Genomic DNA, 18702 nt, shown 5'->3' on the forward strand with positions numbered 1-18702 from the left:
TAAGTTACCATCTACCTATGAACGAGACACAGACCCCTTCGCAAGCGCTTGAGCCGGCACTTTATTTGCTCCCGACGCTTTTGGGCGATACGCCGTGCGACCGCGTGCTGCCCGCTTACAATATAGCGTTGCTAAGTTCCATTCGCCATTTTATTGTAGAGGAGATTCGCACCGCTCGCCGGTTTCTCCGCCGCGCCGATCGCACGTTTGACATCGACGCGTGCGAGTTTTACCCGATGGGAAAGCACGCTGACGCCGCTGCCTTCAAGCGTTATCTTCAGCCGCTCCGCGATGGGAAACCGATGGGCGTATTGAGCGAAGCGGGGTGTCCGGCCGTGGCCGACCCGGGTGCAGATATTGTAGCCTTGGCCCAACGCGAAGGTTTGAAAGTTGTGCCATTGGTCGGCCCGTCGTCGATTATTTTGGCCGTGATGGCGTCAGGCTTCAACGGGCAAAGCTTTGCCTTCAACGGCTACTTGCCCATTGACGGCGCGGAGCGACAACGGTGTTTGAAACACTTGGAAAGCCAATCGCGCAACGAGCGCCGCACGCAGTTGTTCATAGAAACGCCTTATCGCAATGTGCGCCTTTTTGCTGATGTCTTGCAAGCCTGCCAGCCGACTACGCGCCTTTGCATAGCGGCGGGCATTACGACGCCGCAAGAGTGGATTTGCACGCGCACCCTTCGCCAATGGCGCCAAACAGGACTGCCCGATTTGGGCAAGACGCCTGCTATTTTTGCGCTTTACGCCGGCTAATGGCGCGGAGCGTCCGGCCAAGCCCTCTCTCCATGCTGTTGTAGCGCCATTGATCTCCCCATTTTTGATCCATACCGCTTATATATTATGGCGTATGGCTGCCTATCGCAAGCTTTACGCCCAATTATTCGGCTCGCAGTGGCCGATTTTTTTTGCTTCTTGCTTGCCTGCAATGCTCTTTTTTACAATGGTTTGGCCGCCCCTCTTGTTTTCGTTTCCTTTTCTCTCACAATCTTTTTTCTGACCTTGATAAATCGCGGCTAAGGGACAACAAATTGCACGACAACCGCTGCTATGCTGCTGTTCTTTCCTTATCGTACTATTGTTTGCTCCCACCAAACGATGGTTTGACCCCACCAAACGATAGTTTGCTCCCACCAAACAATGGTTTGCTCCCGCCAAACGAAAACGAAAGCAGCAGAACGCATACAGAAATGAGGGCGCAGTGGCTGTCGTTGCGTGCAGCTTGCGGCCTTATCAACAGAAGAGCTGCAAAAAATGGGGATAAAAATAAAGGCAGGAAGTCGCCGTATGGCACACTTCCTACCTGCGTGGTGCGAATGCTTGCCGCAGAGGCTTTGTTGCAGCCCTCGGCATAGCTTTATTGGGCGCTCATTTTATTCGCTGCACAGATGCCGGCATGAATTGCCCGTCTTTGATGTGATAAACGAGGCGCCAGACTGTAGAATCCGGAACTTCCTTGGTGCCGATTATGTCTCCATCTTCCGAACATTGGAGGCCGTTAATGGCATATTGATCTATCCGAATCGATTTGTTGTCGACGATGTAGTGTGATGAGTATGCTATTTCAAAGGTAAAGTTCAACTCCAAAAGCAACGCGTCGATGGGCTTTCCTTGTTTGTAGGAATTCAACTGCGTAACCAGAATTTCCGTATCATTATCGCCACCTGCGTTATAGACAATGAGTTTGTAGTCGTAGCCATTCCTGTCTTTGTGTTCGGCTACCGTGTAATAGCGTCCGTCAAGGCTGTTCAAGTCGTAGTTATGTGTATCTCCCTTGAGTGGCAATGCCTTTTCAGCTGCAGAAAAGGGGACGGCGCGGCGTCTATACTTGGGTTTCAATCGGTAGGATATGACCGAGTTGTCAAAGACTAAGAGCGGTTCGACTAATTGGTTTGTCCAAACGATCGCGTTTCTCGATGCTGCTTTTTCCGCTTGGCGAGGGACAGAGCAAGCTGCGAGACAAAGGAGGAACACGCTCAGTAAGCCATATTTCTTCATCGGTTGTCGGTCTTTGAGTGTTTATTGTCGTGGTTCATTTCTTGCTGAAAATGCTCAGCCATTAAGTCTATGGTGTAGACTTGTGCGCTATCGGCCGTCGTACTCTCTTCATCGTAAGTCAGCATTACCGTCCGAATCTTGCGCTGACTGATGTCGATGTAGTAGAGTCGTTCGTAGCAGGAAAGCGCATCGGCATTGTTGTAATATTCATAGCACAAGACGGAATCGACAGCCAACTTATTGGCCATTAACACGGCATAAGTTTGTATGTGCTCTTCCGTAATGTTCTGCTTTCGATAAGTCCTGAGCGATAAGCTATGCGCCATGTCATCCAATGGCATCGCCCATTTTGGCGAATGGGAAAATAACTGATGGTAGTTTGTCGTCAGTCGTTCAAGCACACAGTTTGTTGACCCCGAACCGCAAGAGGCATTTACTTGATCCGTAAACGTCTTCTCATTAACCAGACGATCGCCGAGTAAAGCACGATTGGCGGCCGCCTTTTTGGGAGGAGGGCTGCAAGCGATGGATAGGGCGCAAAGGCCTGACAGAAGGAATGCTTTCATTGCTCGAATAGCTTAAACTTATTTTCCGTATGCATATCGGCAAATGCAAAAATAATCTTTCTCTTTGAAGAATAAGGCTTTTACGGAAAAGAATGGCGTGTAGGAATAAAAGAAACAAGACGACAGAAAGCGATGCGGAAAGCTGCTCACGGTAGGGTTTGCTACGCTTTTTCAAGACGTAAAAACCTCCCGCCTTGTTGTTGGCGGGAGGTTTCAGAAACAATGAAAGGGCCTGTTTAGACAAGGCCTCTGCCGTGGCAATTCTTGAATTTTTTACCACTGCCGCAGGGACACGGATCGTTGCGTCCCGGCATTTTTTCTTTTACGATCGGCGTCTGTTGTTTGGGCGTTTGGCGCGTATCTTGGTTGGCTGCTGCCTGCTGATCGGGGTCAGCCAAGGGATCTTCGCCTCTGTTTTCCTGATACTGCTGTTGCGTGCGCTGCTCGGGCGCAGCTTCTTTTACGTCTTGCGTTTCCTGTACAGGAATTTGGCAGCGCATCAAAGTAGAAACCGTTTCGTTGTTGATCTTGTTGACCATTTCGTCGAAGAGTTTCACACTTTCAAGTTTGAACACCAAGAGCGGATCTTTCTGCTCGTAACTTGCATTCTGCACACTCTTCTTCAAATCGTCCAAGGCGCGGAGGTTCTCCTTCCAAGCATCGTCGATGTTGTGCAATAAGATAGCCTTTTCGAAGTCGCGAACAACGGCTTTGCTGTTCGTTTCGTAAGCTTCTTTGAGATTCGTGCGAATGTTGTAGACCAAACGGCCATCGGAGACGGGGACAAGGATATTTTCAAACTGCTCGCCTTGCTCTTCGTAAACCTTCTTGATAACCGGTGTGGCAACATCTGCCATACGGTCTGTGCGGCGCTTGAGGTTGGCAAGGGCAGCTTGGAACGACTGCTCGTAGAGTTCTTCGCGCTTCAACGTATCCTTCTCTTTCTCCGTGAAGGGTACTTCCATCGCCATAATATCGAGGAACTGCTCCTTGCAACCTGCGTAGTCGTTGTGCTCAATTATTTCTATTACGCGGTCCCAAATCATATTTGAGATATCCATTCCGATACGTTCGCCCATCAAAGCGTGGTGGCGCTTCTCGTAGATGACCGTACGTTGCTTGTTCATCACATCATCATACTCCAACAAGCGCTTACGGATACCGAAGTTGTTCTCTTCTTTCTTCTTTTGGGCGCGCTCGATGCTGTTGTTTATCATCTTGGCCTCGATCATCTCGCCATCCTTGAAACCAAGCTTGTCCATAATGCGGGCAATGCGATCGTTGGCGAAGAGACGCATTAAGTGGTCTTCCAAAGATACGAAGAAGACGGATGAACCTGGGTCTCCCTGACGTCCGGCACGGCCGCGCAACTGCCGATCGACGCGGCGGCTGTCGTGACGCTCAGTGCCGATGATCGCCAAACCGCCGGCTTCGCGCACCTCGTCGCTGAGTTTGATGTCCGTACCGCGACCTGCCATGTTCGTGGCAATCGTTACGGCGCCCAGCATGCGCTCTTCTTCGTGACTGTTGCCGTTCTCGTCCGTGATCATCACCTTTCCGAGTCTGCTTTGTCCGGCTTGCGCTACGACTTGCGCCTCCTGCTGGTGCAATTTTGCATTCAGAATATTGTGAGGTATGTGACGAAGCGTCAGCATACGGCCCAGTAATTCTGAAATCTCAACGCTCGACGTACCCACCAAACACGGACGGCCTGCCAAACGCATCTTTTCGATCTCGGCAATCACAGCTCCATATTTTTCGCGTTGTGTGCGGTAAACGCGATCGTTCATATCATTGCGTTGAATCGGGCGGTTCGTCGGAATCTCCACAACATCGAGCTTGTAAATGTTCCACAACTCGCCGGCTTCCGTTGATGCCGTACCCGTCATACCGGATAGCTTGTGATACATACGGAAGTAGTTTTGCAGCGTAATGGTTGCAAAAGTTTGCGTTGCCGCTTCCACCTTCACGTGCTCTTTAGCTTCGACAGCCTGATGCAATCCTTCGCTCCAGCGACGGCCTTCCATAATACGGCCGGTCTGCTCGTCGACGATCTTAACTTGACCATCCATCACGACATACTCTTCGTTATTATTAAACATGGAGTAGGCCTTGAGCAATTGCAGGATCGTATGGACACGATCGCTCTGCACAGCATATTCAGACAAGAGTTGGTCTTTCTTTTCTATACGCTCCTCGTCTGAGAGCGACTTGTCAGCTTCCAATGCCGACATCTCAGCAGCTATATCCGGTAAGATGAAGAGCTTATCATCGTTCACCTCTTTGGCCAGCCAAGTATTACCTTTGTCGGTCAAGTCTACGGAGTTCATTTTCTCGTCTACAACAAAGTAAAGCGGCTCCACAGCTTCGGGCATACGCTTGTTGTTGTTCTCCATATAGATCTCTTCCGTCTTCAGTAAGCCAACTTTAATACCGGGCTCACTTAAGAATTTGATCAGCGGCTTGTTCTTCGGCAAAGCCTTATGGCTGCGGAACAATTGCAAGAATCCCTCGTCCATTTTGTCCTTTTCGCCGGTCGCAATGAGCGTTTTAGCCTCCGAAAGCAACTTCGTTGCGTATTGGCGCTGCACACCTACCAACTTTTCAATCAAAGGCTGGTAGAGTTCATACATTTGATCGTCGCCTTTAGGCACAGGTCCGGAAATAATCAACGGCGTACGCGCGTCATCAATCAAGACAGAGTCGACCTCATCGACGATGGCATAATTATGGCCGCGCTGTACGAGATCCGTCGGACTCATCGCCATATTATCACGAAGGTAATCGAAACCAAATTCGTTGTTTGTTCCGAAAGTAATATCAGCGCGGTACGCATTGCGGCGCGCATCTGAGTTCGGCTGGTGCTTATCAATACAATCGACGCTCAAGCCGTGGAACATATAAAGCGGTCCCATCCATTCCGAGTCACGCTTTGCCAAGTAATCATTGACCGTTACGACGTGCACACCATTACCTGTGAGCGCATTGAGGAAGACCGGAAGCGTAGCCACCAGCGTTTTACCTTCACCCGTTGCCATTTCCGCAATCTTACCTTGGTGCAAAACGACACCACCAAACAGCTGCACGTCATAATGCACCATATTCCAAGTAACCTCGTTGCCGCCGGCCATCCAGTGGTTTTGATAAATTGCCTTGTCGCCTTCGATTTGTACGAAGTCGTGTGTGGCTGCCAAATCACGATCAAAGTCTGTCGCTTCGACAGCAATGGTTTCGTTCTCAGCAAAGCGCCTTGCCGTAGACTTCACTATGGAGAATGCTTCAGGCATCACCTCATCGAGGGCCTTTTCAAAGCGTTCGAGAACATCTTTCTCCAACTTATCGATTTGCGTGAAAATAGTTTCGCGGTTTTCGATAGGTGTTTCTTCGACCTTTCCTTTCAGTTCGTTGATTTTCTCTTTAATATCATCGGCCGAGTGTTGCACTTTTTCTTGCAACTCCTTTGTCTTTGCGCGCAAAGCGTCATTATCCAGTTCGTCAATCGTAGGATAGACGGCTTTAATCTTTTCGACAAAGGGTTGAATCAGCTTCATATCGCGCTGCGACTTATTGCCGAAAAGTTTTTGTAGGAATTGTATTATATCCATTGTAGTATATGATTTCTAATTTTGAGTTTCCGCCGCGTGCCACACATTATATATATATGTATACCCGAGCATAGCGGAGGAGAATAAAAGTTTAATTGATTTTCAGCGGAGCCAGTTTGCAAGCATTCGGCGCTCGAATGCGCATAGCTTGCGAGAGCGTCGGCGCGATGTAATCTACCGTCACGGGCGTCCCTATTTGTCCGGCGACAACGCTATAACCGAAGAAGATAATAGGGAAAGGTACATACGACGCGCGCACCAATTGATTTTCGTGCGTGTCTGCATTCACGTAGCGCCAGCCCGGTGCCACCTCAATATAAACGTCGCCCGAGAAGCGCGGATTATACCCATTTCGCACCTTGTTTATGCCCGGCGTCCATGCGCCTTGCAGCAGACGTTGCGAAGTATACACATCCTTCACGCCCTCCAATTGCAGCAGGAAGTCCTGAATGTGTTCAAGAACGTTACTCAAATTCAGCTGTCGGCGCTCCAACAATTTTCGATCCAAGTAAAGCTGAGTGCCCAAGCAGCTTTCTATGTATTGTCCCTGCCCATAAACGGCCGAGAGATACATATTTAGCAACGAGACAGACCGTTTTACGTCAAACGTCCCGCCCGGTATCTTGTATTTGTTTAAATCTTCGTTTTCCTCATCTTCCGTACCGGTCGAAGTCAGTACGAATAAAGTGTTGTCAAGCCCCACCTTTTGCTCCACCGCCGCCAAGATTTTCGCCAGCGCTTGATCCAAACGCACGTAAGTATCTTGCAATTCCATCGGCGCAGCTGACGCCGGTCGGTGGTTAAAGTTGCCCGCGTAGAGCGTCAGGGCCAGATAATCCGTCAGCGCATCTGTGCCGATTGACGTTGCCGAAAGGCATTGCTCCGCCAACCGCGCCACTTCCTCATTGACGAGTCCGCTCGTCTTGTATAAGCGGAAACGTTCGTCGCCCACAAACTTGTGGGAGAACGGCCGCTTCATACCGCCCGACAAGAAATAACTGAAATTGCCCACCAAAGGAGAGGAAGGCTTCCACGTCAGTCCTTTTATCTGCATCGCCGGACTCGCCGTGCTGTTGCGCACGTTGACCCAAGCGGGCATAGCGCCGTAGTATTGCGTAGAGCACCACTGTCCCGTCGCGTCATCGATCCATACCGCGCCGTCAGCCGCGTGTCCGGCCGTCAGAATGGCCGCCTCGCGGAAAGGCGCGATGGCATAAACGAGCGCTTTACCCTCCGTCGCAGCCTTCAGTTCGTCGCCGATGGTCGATACGGCCAAGTATTGCGGACTCGAAGCTGTCGAGGTGTTGGTGCCGGTAAAGTTCTTGTCGTCTACGCAGCCTACGGGGCGTAGCGTAGTGCGATCCAAGCGGCGTAGGCCTATGATGCCGTGATCGGAAGCGCTCGTGCCGGTGGCGATGTCAGCCGCCGCCGTGGCCATATCCGTAGGCAACGCAGTCGATTCTGCTTGCGAATAGACCAAACCTTGATTGAGCAAGCGTTTGAAGCCATCTTCGCCGTAGAGAGGTAGGAAAGCGTTCAGATAGTCGGAACGCAAACGATCCACCAATATGTTGACCACCAACTTCGGTGCAGGGCGTGCGCCGGCAGTCGGGATTGCCTCTGCGGCCGACAGCGTTGTGAGCACGGCCAGCAAGGAGACAATGAAGCGATGGCGAGAATTATCCATGTTGATGGGATATATTTTTTTGTCCGGCGCAAGATTTTTTTCTTCCGTTGCGCTGTAGGGAGTACAATGACAGGCCGCGTACTAACAAGACGCTTGCCAAAATATAAATTTCCGGCGGATATTGTTGAAAGAATGCCGAAATCAAGAGGTAAACGACTAAAAACAAGTCGACGTAGGGGGTATAAAAATCGATTCTTTCTTTCCTATCCCGCCAAATCTTCCATGGCAAGAGCAGCAAAGGCAGCGGATTGAGCCAAACGATCAGCCAATTGGAGTCGACGGTCGGATGTTCGGAGAAGAAGAATAAGAGGAAGACCAAGCAGCCCGCCAAGCCCGTCACCAACATCAAGAAATCGTCGAATAACCGACCGAGCAGCCTCCATCTCCGCTTGTGTTCGGCCCAAGCGGCCGCGCAAGCTAAAAAGAGCAGTAGCCATACGGCTTTCAGCGGCGTGAAGAAAGGCTTCGCTTTGGTCGCTCTGGGTGTTACTTCCACCAAATAGCCGTCGTGCGAAACCAAGGCTTGGCGCTCACCCGAGCCTCTGATAACGGCCGCGCGGCGCAAAATGCTTTCCGTATAAAAAGGAAAGGCCAGTTCGGCGCGCGAGGTCAGCGGCGTATCTACGGCGCAGCCCAGAATAATGTCCTGTCCGAAGCGATCCCAAGGGTTTTCCGGCGTCACGCAACTGTGAATAATATCGCGAAACGTCGTGCGTTGCTTTTCAGGGGGCAGTTCGAGGCGTCCATCCAGTGCCTGTTCGATCATAACGACCAAGCGCGAAGCGCAATTGTCTCCCAAAAAATTATAGCGATACGTCCAATCAGGCTCAGCCGCGTTTTTGCGCAGCGCTTCGACCAAGCGTGCAGCTTCTGCGGGGCGCAAAGCGAGCACTTGCTCTCTGATGCTCCGCCCGTTGTCTACGTATTCGGCAATGAAGTAGGGGGTAGGCACGACGCCGACCGTATAATCCGTTTGTCCCAGCACAAAACGCCACGTGAAGTTGGGCTTTGAAAAGGAGAACACGCCATAGTTGTAGACCAAGTCTTCGTTGGTCTTCACGTTTTTCACGCGTAGCGCCGAGTGCCCGTAAAGTTCGTAAGTCTTTTGTCCGGCTGTGCAGGTCAAAAGGCTGATAACGAAGCTGTCTACACTTATTTTTTCATCCACCTTCGGCCCGATTTCATTTTGCTTTGTGCCCTTTCCAAAATCGGCCGACTGCTGCGCCGACGCCGTAATCGGAGTCGTCAAGAGCCAGATGAAGATGAAAAGTATGCTGCTAAAATGATGCATTGCCGAGGTCAAATTTGCTTGCAAAGGTAGTGCAAACGAAACAGAGTGCAAAGCAAATATGATCAAACCTTTACGCAGCTACCGCCCTCCATCGTTGATTCCTGCCACGCCAACTCGTAAAACGGCGTGATGAGGTTGGGAATATTGGGCATTTGAGGCCCGTTCAGCGCTTCGTCCGTTTGGTCTTTGCATGTTTAGATATAGCCTTGTATAGTGTTGCTCGCTCAGTTTCCCCTCCGCTCCTCAACTGCGCTCGCTAAAGGGGCTTTTTCTGTTTCTCTTGTTTTTCTTTTAAGGGCATATCCTGCTGATGACTGTCGGCGTAAACTCGTAATTGCTTGATAATCTTTGGAAAATATGCAAGAAGAGTTGCAACTCTAAAGGCCTTACTCTGGTTTTCCAACCCTCGCCGCCAAGTTGGCGGAGTGTGCGCTCGTGAGGTGAAACCTTTTTCATCACGAGCGTAAGCCTTTTTTATCGTGAGATGAAGCCTTTTTCATCGTGAGCGTAAACGGGAGATACGGGAGTTCGCCCCTATCCGATAGGGAGCGTGAGCGTCATTATGACAGACAAAGCGCGGATGCAAATAAAGCGAAAGCCGAGCCGGAAAGAACTTTCTCGGCTCGGCTTGCTATGTTGTTTGCGTTTTTTCGATGTTGTTGATCGGCTTATTTGTTGGGCATCGAAGCTACATCGCTCTTCTCATAAATAGTATTCAATTGGGTCTCCAATTCTTCACCGTGCAGATCTGTAGCTATGATCTTGCCCTGCGGATCTATGAGGAGGGTAGATGGGATACTGTTGATGCCATACAGAGCTGCGGCTTTGCTTTTCCATCCCTTGAGATCGGAAATGTTATGCCAGGGCAGGTTCATTTTCTTGATGGCATTCAGCCAAGGTGCCTTGTCGCTGTCGAATGAAACGCCGACAACGTCGAAACCTTGTGCGTGATACTTATCATAAAGAGCCTTTACGTTAGGTATTTCACGACGGCAAGGACCGCACCATGAAGCCCAGAAATCTACGAGCACATAGTTGCCCTTACCAACATAGTCGGAGAGTTTGCGGCTCGCTCCGGTCGGATCTTCCATGTCGAAGTCGGTAAACTGCTGACCGGGTTCGCGACGCTTCCAGCCTTCTATCAGTTGGCAAACGTGAGACACGACGAACGGCTGCATAAACTTTGCCTTGCCATCATAGAAGTTGTAGAGTGTGGCTTTGTCTATCAGCGAATAGAAGTCGGCCAAGAAATAGGCGGGATAGGTTTTGTCCACATTGCTCTTGCAGATTGCCGACACGGCCTCAATCATCGCGCCCTGTGCTTCGGCGTAGCTGTCAGACAGCTTTGTCAGTTCGGCTTCAGATGGCTCTTTGCCGGACTTTTCCAAGTCTTCAAATTGTTTTTCTACACCCTTCAAGCGATCGGAGAGCGGTTTTACCTGCGTCAAAGCAGCTTTGAGTGCATCGTTTTCAGGCGTTCCGCTCGCGGTCTGGGTCGTAAAATCCACCGTGACGTTGCCGTCTGTCACGATAGGAACCATCGTTCCCGGCTGGCCGGCTTTGGCAGCTTTTTTCACGACGTAGAACAGCTCGGGGTTAGTCGTTGTTCCGCTAAATGTAAACGTCCCGTTCTTGGATACAACGCTATCGGCTTGTTCCTTAGAGAGTTCGGGAGTGCGGAAGAGATAAACTTTAGTCTTAACTGGCACTTTTCCTGTTACCTTGTATTGTTGCGCGATGCTCGTCAATGGTAAGAGCACTGCGACAAAGGTTAAAATCTTTTTCATAAGTTGTTTTATAAAAAATGTGGGGACGAAGATAAGGCTTTCTTTTTTATTGGCACATTATTGCGAGAGAAAAAGATGAAAAAACACGTCTTTTTTGGTGTAAAATTCTGTTTTGATGACACGATTTTGCAGGAATATAGCTAACTTCGCCGCATATTCTAAGCAGATCATAGGTTATGAAGGAAAGCGACAGCATTGTTATCATCCCCACTTATAACGAGAAGGAAAATATTGAAAATATCATTCGCGCGGTCTTTGCACTGCCCAAGTCGTTTCACATCCTGATCATCGACGATGGCTCTCCCGACGGCACGGCTTCTATCGTGCGCGGCTTGATGCAAGACGAATTTGCCGACAGACTGTTTATGGTAGAACGGCAGGGTAAACTCGGCTTGGGTACGGCTTATATCTGCGGCTTCAAATGGGCGTTGGAGCACGGCTATGACTTCGTCTTTGAAATGGATGCAGACTTCAGTCACAACCCTGAAGACTTGCCGCGCCTCTACCAAGCTTGCGCCGACGAGGGCTTTGATGTGGCCGTCGGCTCGCGCTATGTGAGCGGCGTGAATGTGGTCAATTGGCCTATGGGGCGCGTCCTTATGAGTTATTATGCTTCGCGTTATGTGCAGTTTGTCACAGGTATTCCCGTGAGAGATACGACTGCGGGCTTTAAATGTTATCGTCGTCGCGTCTTAGAAACGGTGGACCTTGACGCAATCCGCTTTAAGGGCTACGCTTTTCAGATCGAGATGAAGTTTACTGCATATAAGTTGGGCTTTAAGATAAAGGAAGTGCCTGTAATTTTTGTCAACCGCCGCGAAGGTACAAGCAAAATGAGCGGAGGTATATTCGGCGAGGCGCTGTTTGGCGTTATGCGATTGCGCTGGGCAGCCATAACCGGCAAAATTAAGCCCCGAAAAGTATAAAAAATACGTCGGCGGTCGACCAGCATCGGCTGCCGACACTCGTTTTCCACCTTCGCTTGGCTGTTGTCTTGCCTTACATGAAATCAGATCAGACTTATGCACAGACGAATCTTACTTAAAAACGCTATACTCGTTAATGAGGGCCGCCAATTCTTGGGCGCGCTGCTCATTGATAACGACCGCATCGAGCAAATCTTGGAAGGGCGCGACGCGCAACCAACTATTCCGCCGCAAGAAACGGTTGACCTTGACGGGGCTTACATCCTGCCCGGCGTAATCGACGAACACGTTCACTTTCGTGAGCCCGGACTGACGGCGAAAGCAGATTTCCACACCGAAAGTCTGGCCGCTGCGGCCGGCGGGGTGACTACGATCCTCGATATGCCCAACACGCTGCCGACCACTACGACGCCGGAGGCGCTCGAACAAAAGCAAGCGATCGCAGCGTCGAAATGCCACGTTAATTATGGCTTCTTTTTTGGCGCTACATTGGACAACGCCGACGCTCTGTCGCAATTGGATACGCGGAACATTGCCGGCGTGAAACTTTTTATGGGCGCTTCGACCGGAAATATGCTGGTTGACGACGCGGAAGCTTTACGCCGCGTCTTTGCAAACAGTCCGACGATCCTCGTGACGCACTGTGAGGACACGCCAACCATCTCTGCGAATATGAAAGCTTATAAGGAGAAGTTTGGAGCTGATCCTGACGTCTCGTATCACCCACTTATTCGCTCCGAAGCCGCTTGTGTGGAGTCGACGCGCTTAGCTGTGCAACTCGCCAACGAATATGGGACGCGGCTGCACGTAGCACATTTGTCGACGGCCGCAGAATTGGAGTTCTTTGCCCCATCCGGCCGGCAGATTACTGCGGAGGCCTGCCTCCCGCACTTGCTTTTCTGCGACGAAGATTATAAGCGCTTGGGCACTCGTATAAAGTGCAACCCTGCCGTCAAGACACGCGCCGACCGCGATGCATTGCGCGCGGCCTTGAACGATGGCCGGATCGCTACAGTCGCGACGGACCACGCGCCGCATCAAATACAGGATAAGGTGGGCGGAGCTGCACGCGCCGCGTCGGGGATGCCGATGGTCCAGTTCTCACTTATTGCGATGCTCGAATTGGTTGACAGCGGCGTACTAAGCCTTCCGCGCCTCGTAGAATTGATGTGTCACCGTCCGGCGTCGATCTTCAGCATCGAAAATCGCGGTTATTTGCGCGAAGGTTATAATGCCGATCTCGTTGTTGTGCGTCCGGAGAGTCCAAAGACCATTACGCCGAACATTATACGAAGCAAATGCAACTGGAGTCCTTTAGAAGGGCGCACAATGCATTGGGCTGTGGAGAAAACTTACGTAAATGGTTTCCTCTTATACAATAAAGGGCATATGACGGATGAGCACGTGCCCGGCCGCGCCGTGACTTATGCTCGCTAAAGGGCGATTGGCAACGCTGCATTCCTAACGACAAACCGCCGGAGCAAGCGCTGCGCCGGCAGTAATCTATTTAAGAACAATACAAATGATACTTCGCATACTTCCTGTCTTACTCTTGATTCTCTTGCTCCCGCCTTTCGGAATCGAGCGCTTGATGCTGCGCGAAAAGTCTTGGCGCAAGTGGATTTACGCCCCCAACCTCTTGCTCGCGCTCCTGCTTATCGGCGCGAGCATCAAGGAAAGTTATTCGATGACTGCGGATCAGCTCAAAGCCATTTTGTTGTCGACCACGCTGTGCGTAGCTGTGCCGGAAATCATCCTATCGCTTTTGCTGCTCTTCTGCTTGCTCTTCAAGTCGTATCGACTGTGGGTACGCCGCATCGCCTTGTTTGTGAGTTCGGTCGTGTTTCTGACGATGTTGTACGGCTTCACGCTGGGTTATCGCCAGATAGTGGTCAAGCCCTTCACGTACACGTCGGCAGCCATCCCGCAAGCGTTTGATGGGTATCGAATTGTGCAGCTCTCCGACCTGCACGTGGGTACCTTGCGTCGTCACCACGTCGTCGTGGAGCGGATTGTCGACAGCGTGAATGCGTTGCAGCCCGACTTAATCGTGTTTACGGGTGACTTGGTCAACTACCACGCAGAAGAACTCTTTGAGTTTGAGGATATCTTCCGAAAAATGCACGCTCGCGACGGAGTTATCAGCATTATGGGCAACCATGATTATATGACGTACTACAACTGGCCCGACGAAAAGGCGCGTTTGGCCAACGTCCGCTTGCTGCAAGATCATCAGCGCGCGATAGGGTGGCGCCTGCTTCTCAATGATAATTACATACTACGCCGCGGAAATGATTCCATTGCGATTGTTGGCGTAGAAAACGATGGCAAGCCGCCTTTCCCGGCTTTAGGCGATTTGCCGCGGGCTCAACGCGGCTTGCAAAATAGTTGCTTCCAGATCTTGCTCTCCCACGACCCGACGCATTGGCGCCGTCGCGTATTGCCGGAGACCAGCATCCCGCTGATGCTCGCCGGACACACGCACGGCATGCAGCTGAAAATAGGAAGTTTCTCCCCATCTGAATGGTTTTATCCCGAATGGGGCGGGCCTTACTATGAGGGCGGACGCACGCTCTACGTAAGTTTGGGCGTCGGCGAAGTACTTCTGCCTTTCCGCATCGGCGCTTGGCCCGAGATAAACTTGATTACATTAAAACATCATTAAACGCATGCTTCGCTTCATCTATTGCTGTTATCAATTGGTGGTAGCTTTGCCCCTTTTCATCTTGTCTACCATCCTCACCGCCCTGATTACCAGCATCGGGAGCGTATTAGGCAGCGCCCATTTCTGGGGCTATTATCCGGCTCGTTTGTGGTCGCGCTTCGTCTGTCGACTCCTGTTGCTGCAAGTCGAAATTGTCGGTCGCGAGAAGTTGACTAAGGGCCAGAGCTACGTGTTTGTGGCCAACCACCAAGGGGCTATGGATATCTTTCTCGTGTATGGGTATCTCGACCGCAACTTTAAGTGGATGATGAAAAAGGCCCTGCGCCGCCTGCCCTTTGTAGGCTACGCCTGCTACAAGGCGCGGCACATCTTTGTCGATAAATCGAGTCCGCGAAAGGTGAAAGCGACCATCGACTTTGCCAGAAAGACGCTGCAAGGTGGTACTTCACTCGTCGTTTTCCCCGAAGGCGCGCGCACCTTCACCGGCCATTTGGGCGTCTTTCGCAAAGGCGCGTTTCAGTTGGCCGATGATTTGCAGTTGCCCATCGTGCCGATGACCATCAATGGCTCGTTCGATATCCTCCCCCGTACAAAAGGCTTCAACTTTGTGCGGCATCATAAACTCCAGCTCCTTATTCACGACCCTATTTATCCGACTTCGCGCAGCGCAGAAGATATTCTCGCAATAAAGGATCAGGCTTACGACGCCATCATGTGTGGTTTGCCGCCGCATTATCAAGGCTACGTGAAGAACGACGACCAATAAACAACGCTGCCGACTCATTTGGCCGGCCGCATCATTATAATAAACCCCATATCGGCGGGAAGTTGTCGACGCGACGACCTTCCGCCGCATTTTTATTCTTCCCTTACTTTCCCTTCCGCCAGTCTCGGTAACTTCAAACTCCGCACGGCCGGTTAGTAAATCGCAGTCGTGACCGATGAGAGTGGCGTTTTCTCGTTTTCCGGCTTGACATCAATTTCGTTTGGTGGCAGCAAACGATCGTATGGTGGCAGCAAACCATCGTTTGGCGGGAGCAAACCATCGTTTGGCGGGAGCAAACCATCCGGAAATGCGGTTTCGGTACTTAAAAATGAGAATGTTGGGCACTTTTGGCGCAGAGTTTGCCTCCGTTTTTCAAAGATGGAAAACGTAAGTTAATAGGAAAAGCAATAAACATGCGTGCGCCGGACTGACATCTTCAGCCGGGATCGTTCAGTTACGAGTGAGAAGCATCGGCAACCGGCGTCAAAAGGCGCAAACGATAGTACATAGGGCGGTCAAAAGCAGCATTGCGCAAGTAAAAACAGATAATAAATTTCAAGAATAAGAACAAAACTCGATGGCTTGTGCTATCTTTGCAAGATATGAACTATATGAAGTATTTGTTATTAGCCTCCTGCGTCTTCCTTTTTGCGTGCGGCAAGTCAGGAAAAACAGACGAGGATAGCAATAAGGTGAAGATAGATACGACGGCTACAATCGTCAACCAAATTGTGCGCTGTTCGCGCTTGTATACGACAGAGTACAAGATCCATAAGTTGGTTACTCACGCTGATACGCGGCGCTTGGAGGGCAAGGTTCTTTCCGTTCCCGTCAGCTTGCCGCTTACCGTTGGCGATAGAAAGATCGCTATCCCCATCGACGTGACGGTTAAGGCCTACATAGATTTCTCTGATTTTAGTGCGGCGCGCATTCAGCGTACCGAAAAGGGCATTGTCGTGACGCTGCCCAACCCCAAAGTGATCGTATCTTCCTCCAAAATCGACGAAAAAGGCATCAGACAATATATAGATTTGACGCGCTCGCGCTATTCATCGGCCGAAGTGGTGGCCTTTGCCAAGCAAGGCGAAGATAGCATTGTTCAACATTTGGATCAAACCGACATTTTGAAATCGGCAGAGCGCTCTGCGGCGCAAGTATTGCTGCCTATGTTGCATCGAATGGGCTACGATGAGTCGCAAGTCGTAATCAGATTTGACAAAAATCCGACGCCCGCAAATGTAGAAAGCCTAATCACGATTGAGCGATGAAAGGAAGACAAGACCAAACCAAGAGCTACCGCCTCAAAGCCCTCGCCAAGGTGGTATTTTATATCGTTGTGAAGTTTCGATACTTGTGGCTTATCTTGTTGGCCATTGTCATCGTTGCCCTGTGCTTGCGCCAGTGTCGAGACGAATGGCGGAGTGGGGAGGGGCTTCATGTGAGTTCCAACAAGCAAATCGACGTTTCGCCCGAAGAAATTCGCAAGATTAAAGACATCGGCCAATGGGAGTTTCTCGCCATTCGGACGGAAGAGTTGGCCGAACTTGACGAAAAAGCGCTGCTTGGCGACAAACAGTTGGCGCAGATCTACACCGGTACGGTGCGTTTAGGCATTGATATGAAAAAAGCGCCCGACGATTGGTTTACAGCCAAAGGCGATACGGCCGTTTTGTATCTGCCCGCCGTCGGACTCTTAGATAAAAACTTTATAGATGAGGCGCAAACGAAGGCTTTTTACGAGAAAGGCACGTGGCGCGCGGAGGACAAAAATAAATTGTACGTCATCGCCTATCGAAAGATGATGGCGCGCTGTTTGACAGTCGACAATCTTAGGGCTGCACGCCAACAAGCTACGGCACAATTCAGTCAGATCTTCTTTGCTTTCGGATATAAATACATCATTATTAATTATGGATCAACTACACAAAATGCTAAATAGATTATTGCTTTGCAGCGCGCTCTGCTGCTTGACGATTGCGCTCGCCGGTTGCGCGAAAGAGGACGTACCACCCAATGGCTTTGGAAAATATGCGAGCAATCCGGGGCGGCGAACGGTCATTGTTTATCAAGCAGCGCAAAATTCTTTGGGAAAGAAAGGCTATAACCGCTTAGATTCCCTCGAACTCGCGGAAGGTGTTCGATACTTAAAAGATGAAGATCGGCTTCTCTTGTTTGTGGACGATATGCGCGCCCCTCGCATTTATTTCTTTTCAAAGGAATACGACGCGCCGCTGCTTGTGCGCCAATGGGAGAGGGATGCCAATTCGGCTGATCCTAAAACGCTGCAAGATGTCCTGCAATGGGTTAAAGAGAAGTGTCCCGCCGAAGAATATGGTTTGGTGCTGTGGTCGCACGCTGATGGCTGGCTGCCCTCAACGAACAAAGATTATCAGCCACGGAGTTTCGGCATAGACGTAGGGCCTTCCGGCAACGCTTGGATGGATGTTGATGCTTCCGGACGTCTGGGTTCTCAAACGGATATTCCTGATTTGGCAACGGCGATTCAGCAGAGCGGTGTCCATTTGCGCTTTATCCTTTTTGATGCCTGCTTGATGCAGAGTTTGGAGGTGGCTTATGATTTGCGCCACGTCACAGATTATCTCATTGGTTCGCCCATTGCCATTCACGCGGCGGGCGCCAATTATACGCACCAATTGCAAAATGGCTTGTTTGCAGCTGATCCAAAGCAGATCGCCGTCACATATTATAACGATGTAGTCGACCCTAATCAGCAAGATACGTATGGCGATTTCGGCATCGTGTTGTCCGTAATCGATACGAAGCAGTTGGAAACTTTGGCGGCCGCGATCAAAAACGCTTTGCCCCAATCGGCATTTCGCACCGGCTCGCGCTTTTCGCCTGATATGACGAACGTGACGCCCTATCATTATTATTCGCCATCCAACTACTATCGCCCGCATTATTATGATGCTTTGGACGCTTTGCATCATTTGCTTTCGCCGGCCGATTATGCGGCTGTGCGTTTACAAATGCAGAAAGCCGTTCCTTTTACTTTCTATTCGCCGCGCTTTTGGATTGGTCCTTCCAGCGTAGACTTTCAAGAATTAAATTCGCCTACGCTTTGCGGAACTTCTATGTTTATACCTCAGCAGATCTATTCTGATAAGGCCTCCTTGGCAAAGCATCATGGCGATTTGAATGCTGCTTTCCGGAAGACGGAATGGTATAAAGCAGCAGGTTGGGCGCAGACGGGCTGGTAGGGCTTTTAGTAACGAATTTCTTGATGAGGTTTACAGGCAATGCGCTTTGCAAACCTCTATATTATATATAATGTGTAGCCAATGCGGATTGAAGAGCAGATTATTCTATTCAAGGTGTAGTTGAATGCGGTGGCTCTTGCTACTTTTTCCGTTGGTAATGATCTGCTTTAGGTAATAAGTGGCCTCAA

General features: G+C 50.5%; 16 protein-coding genes. 8 read left to right on the forward strand and 8 right to left on the reverse strand.

What is annotated here, in order from left to right; all coding sequences use genetic code 11:
• The first annotated feature begins 17 nt into the window (after positions 1–17).
• Positions 18–758 (forward strand): SAM-dependent methyltransferase, encoded by a 741-nt coding sequence (locus GCWU000325_RS03880; protein ID WP_006254838.1) that lies wholly within the window; start codon positions 18–20, stop codon positions 756–758.
• A 114-nt stretch (positions 759–872) separates the two neighbouring features.
• Here the strand turns inward: GCWU000325_RS03880 and GCWU000325_RS12160 are convergent, their stop codons facing one another.
• The 8 genes from GCWU000325_RS12160 to GCWU000325_RS10945 all read right to left on the reverse strand — a co-directional run bounded on the left by GCWU000325_RS12160 (position 873) and on the right by GCWU000325_RS10945 (position 10936).
• Positions 873–1136, reverse strand: coding sequence for a hypothetical protein (locus GCWU000325_RS12160; protein ID WP_169303813.1), 264 nt, complete (start codon positions 1134–1136; stop codon positions 873–875).
• Between the two features lie 234 nt (positions 1137–1370).
• On the reverse strand, positions 1371–2000 hold the full coding sequence (locus GCWU000325_RS03890; protein WP_006254840.1) for a hypothetical protein: 630 nt from the start codon (positions 1998–2000) through the stop codon (positions 1371–1373).
• The gene (locus tag GCWU000325_RS12385; protein WP_006254841.1) at positions 1997–2566 is read right to left on the reverse strand and encodes a hypothetical protein; all 570 of its coding nucleotides are present in this window, start codon (positions 2564–2566) and stop codon (positions 1997–1999) included. The genes GCWU000325_RS03890 and GCWU000325_RS12385 overlap by 4 nt, the downstream gene beginning before the upstream one ends.
• 236 nt (positions 2567–2802) lie before the next feature.
• Positions 2803–6171 carry a preprotein translocase subunit SecA gene (gene secA, locus GCWU000325_RS03900; RefSeq protein ID WP_006254843.1) on the reverse strand — a complete coding sequence of 1123 codons (3369 nt, stop codon included), beginning with the start codon at positions 6169–6171 and terminating at the stop codon, positions 2803–2805.
• A 91-nt stretch (positions 6172–6262) separates the two neighbouring features.
• Entirely contained in the window at positions 6263–7858 is a 1596-nt protein-coding gene (locus GCWU000325_RS03905; RefSeq protein WP_006254844.1) for an alkaline phosphatase family protein, read from the reverse strand.
• Positions 7851–9149 (reverse strand): lipoprotein N-acyltransferase Lnb domain-containing protein, encoded by a 1299-nt coding sequence (locus GCWU000325_RS03910; protein WP_006254845.1) that lies wholly within the window; start codon positions 9147–9149, stop codon positions 7851–7853. Before GCWU000325_RS03910 ends, GCWU000325_RS03905 begins: the two co-directional genes overlap by 8 nt.
• 291 nt (positions 9150–9440) lie before the next feature.
• On the reverse strand, positions 9441–9605 hold the full coding sequence (locus tag GCWU000325_RS11940; protein WP_006254846.1) for a hypothetical protein: 165 nt from the start codon (positions 9603–9605) through the stop codon (positions 9441–9443).
• A gap of 212 nt (positions 9606–9817) precedes the next feature.
• Positions 9818–10936 (reverse strand): TlpA family protein disulfide reductase, encoded by a 1119-nt coding sequence (locus GCWU000325_RS10945; RefSeq protein ID WP_006254847.1) that lies wholly within the window; start codon positions 10934–10936, stop codon positions 9818–9820.
• A 176-nt stretch (positions 10937–11112) separates the two neighbouring features.
• Here GCWU000325_RS10945 and GCWU000325_RS03920 point away from each other — a divergent pair, with 176 nt between their 5' ends.
• From GCWU000325_RS03920 to GCWU000325_RS03950, 7 genes are all read left to right on the forward strand, one after another.
• Positions 11113–11862 (forward strand): polyprenol monophosphomannose synthase, encoded by a 750-nt coding sequence (locus GCWU000325_RS03920; RefSeq protein ID WP_006254849.1) that lies wholly within the window; start codon positions 11113–11115, stop codon positions 11860–11862.
• 96 nt (positions 11863–11958) lie between these two features.
• Positions 11959–13299 (forward strand): dihydroorotase, encoded by a 1341-nt coding sequence (locus GCWU000325_RS03925; protein WP_006254850.1) that lies wholly within the window; start codon positions 11959–11961, stop codon positions 13297–13299.
• Between the two features lie 85 nt (positions 13300–13384).
• Positions 13385–14527: a metallophosphoesterase gene (locus tag GCWU000325_RS03930; RefSeq protein WP_006254851.1), complete on the forward strand. Its 1143-nt coding sequence runs from the start codon at positions 13385–13387 to the stop codon at positions 14525–14527.
• A gap of 4 nt (positions 14528–14531) precedes the next feature.
• Positions 14532–15293, forward strand: coding sequence for a lysophospholipid acyltransferase family protein (locus tag GCWU000325_RS03935; protein ID WP_006254852.1), 762 nt, complete (start codon positions 14532–14534; stop codon positions 15291–15293).
• 611 nt (positions 15294–15904) lie between these two features.
• Positions 15905–16561, forward strand: coding sequence for a DUF4230 domain-containing protein (locus GCWU000325_RS03940; RefSeq protein WP_169303814.1), 657 nt, complete (start codon positions 15905–15907; stop codon positions 16559–16561).
• A complete protein-coding gene (locus GCWU000325_RS03945; protein ID WP_006254857.1) occupies positions 16558–17232 on the forward strand; it encodes a DUF4230 domain-containing protein in 675 nt (224 codons plus the stop codon). Before GCWU000325_RS03940 ends, GCWU000325_RS03945 begins: the two co-directional genes overlap by 4 nt.
• Positions 17204–18514, forward strand: coding sequence for a clostripain-related cysteine peptidase (locus GCWU000325_RS03950; protein WP_006254858.1), 1311 nt, complete (start codon positions 17204–17206; stop codon positions 18512–18514). The genes GCWU000325_RS03945 and GCWU000325_RS03950 overlap by 29 nt, the downstream gene beginning before the upstream one ends.
• Positions 18515–18702 lie beyond the last annotated feature (188 nt).

The sequence above is a fragment of the Alloprevotella tannerae ATCC 51259 genome (genome assembly GCF_000159995.1).
Lineage (GTDB): Bacteria > Bacteroidota > Bacteroidia > Bacteroidales > Bacteroidaceae > Alloprevotella > Alloprevotella tannerae.